The following is a 1,618-nucleotide window of genomic DNA, read 5'->3' as shown; positions in this document are numbered from 1 at the left end:
CGGCGGGCGCCCGTGGCCCGCACCGCGGCGGCCAGTGCGTCCGGATCGTCGAGATCGGCGACCGACAGACCGGTGAGCGCGGCGAGCGGATCGACCTCGGCGTCGTCGACGTTGCGGACACCGACGGTCACCACGCGCTCCCGCGGCACACCGGGGGACAGCGCGAGCTGCTCCTCGCCCTCGCCGAGCACCGCGCGCAGCGCCATGCCCGAGAAGGCACCGGACGGGGAGGTCTCCGGCGTGTGCAGGTCGGCATGCGCGTCGCACCACACGACCGCCACATCGTCCGTCCCCCCGGGGAGCGCGTCGAGTGCCGCGACCGTGATGCTGCAGTCGCCGCCGATCAGCACCGTGTCGGCCGTGAGGTGCTCGCGCACCAGCTCGCGCGTCCGCTGCAGGGCGCTGAGGCGTCGCACCCCCGTCCCGAGGGACTCGCCCGCCTCGACGGGCACCTCCAGCACGGTGGTCGCCGCGCGCGGGAGATCGCCGGCGATCGCCGACGCCCCGTCGACCAGGAGCATCGCCCGCGCGGCGGGCGAACCCTGCCACTGCGGCACGACGAGGAAGCGGACCATGGGAAGACCTCTCGACAGCGGAAGTGCTGATGCCCCGGGCACGCGGCCCGGGGCATCAGCGAGGGATCAGGAACCTTCGAGTGCCTGACGGGGAGCAGCGCCCCCGGCCTTGAGCTCGGCCAGGCGCGCCTCGACCTCGGTCAGCTCGCCGAGGTCCTCCAGGCTCTCGAACTGCGCATCGAGACTCGACGCGGCCAGCTCGGCCTTGCCCTGCGCGATGGCCTCCTGGCGGCGGACCTTGTCCTCGAAGCGGCCCAGCTCGCTGGTCGGGTCGAGCACGTTGATCGAGCTCACCGCGTCCTGCACCTTGGTCTGCGCCTCGGCGACCTTGGCGCGGGCGAGCAGCTCGCTGCGCTTGTTCTTGAGCTCGTTGAGCTTGTCCTTCATGCCGTTGAGACCGGTCTTGAGCTTGTCGACGATCTCCGTCTGCGCGGCGATCTGCGGCTCGGCGCCGGTCGCCTCACGCTCGGCGCTGATCTGGCGCTGCAGGGCGATCTTGGCGAGGTTGTCGAACTTGTCGGCGTCGGCGGTGTTGCCGGCACCGCGCATCTCATCGGCCTTGCGGCTCGCGGCGAGGGCCTTGTTGCCCCACTCGGTGGCGGCCTGCACGTCTTCCTCGTGATCGCGCTCGAGCAGACGCAGGTTGCCGATGGTCTCCGCGATGGCGGACTCGGCGTCGGCGATGCTGTTGGTGTAGTCGCGGACGAGCTGGTCGAGCATCTTCTGCGGGTCTTCCGCAGAATCCAGGAGGGCGTTGATGTTCGCGCGGACGAGGGTGGAGATCCGTCCGAAGATGGACTGCTTGGCGGTCATGCGTGGTTCCTTTCAGAGGGTCGTCGTAAAGAGCGTGTCGTACGTGTCTGTGCGGGGGATCAGAAGCGTCGCCCCCCGGAGCGTCCGCGGCTGCCTCCGCCTCCGAAGCCGGAGCTGCGGAAACCGCCGCCGCCGGAGGAGCGCCAGCCGCTGCTGCTGCGACGCGAGGACCCGCCCCCGCCGCCCGCCAGCAGTCCGCCGATGATCCCTCCGAGGATGTCGCCGCCGAT

The 1,618-nt window shown here is 71.2% G+C and carries 2 protein-coding genes; both read right to left on the bottom strand.

Annotated elements, in window-relative coordinates; all coding sequences use genetic code 11:
* On the bottom strand, nucleotides 1-575 hold a 575-nt coding region (locus DW309_RS09990), incomplete at its 3' end, for an arginase family protein (protein ID WP_136045285.1).
* A 66-nt stretch (nucleotides 576-641) separates the two neighbouring features.
* Entirely contained in the window at nucleotides 642-1,388 is a 747-nt protein-coding gene (locus tag DW309_RS09985; protein ID WP_136032592.1) for a PspA/IM30 family protein, read from the bottom strand.
* Nucleotides 1,389-1,618: the final 230 nt, after the last annotated feature.

Source organism: Microbacterium sp. K41, assembly GCF_004794395.1.
Taxonomy (GTDB): Bacteria; Actinomycetota; Actinomycetes; order Actinomycetales; family Microbacteriaceae; genus Microbacterium; species Microbacterium sufflavum.
This window is presented reverse-complemented; position numbering and strand designations above follow the sequence as displayed.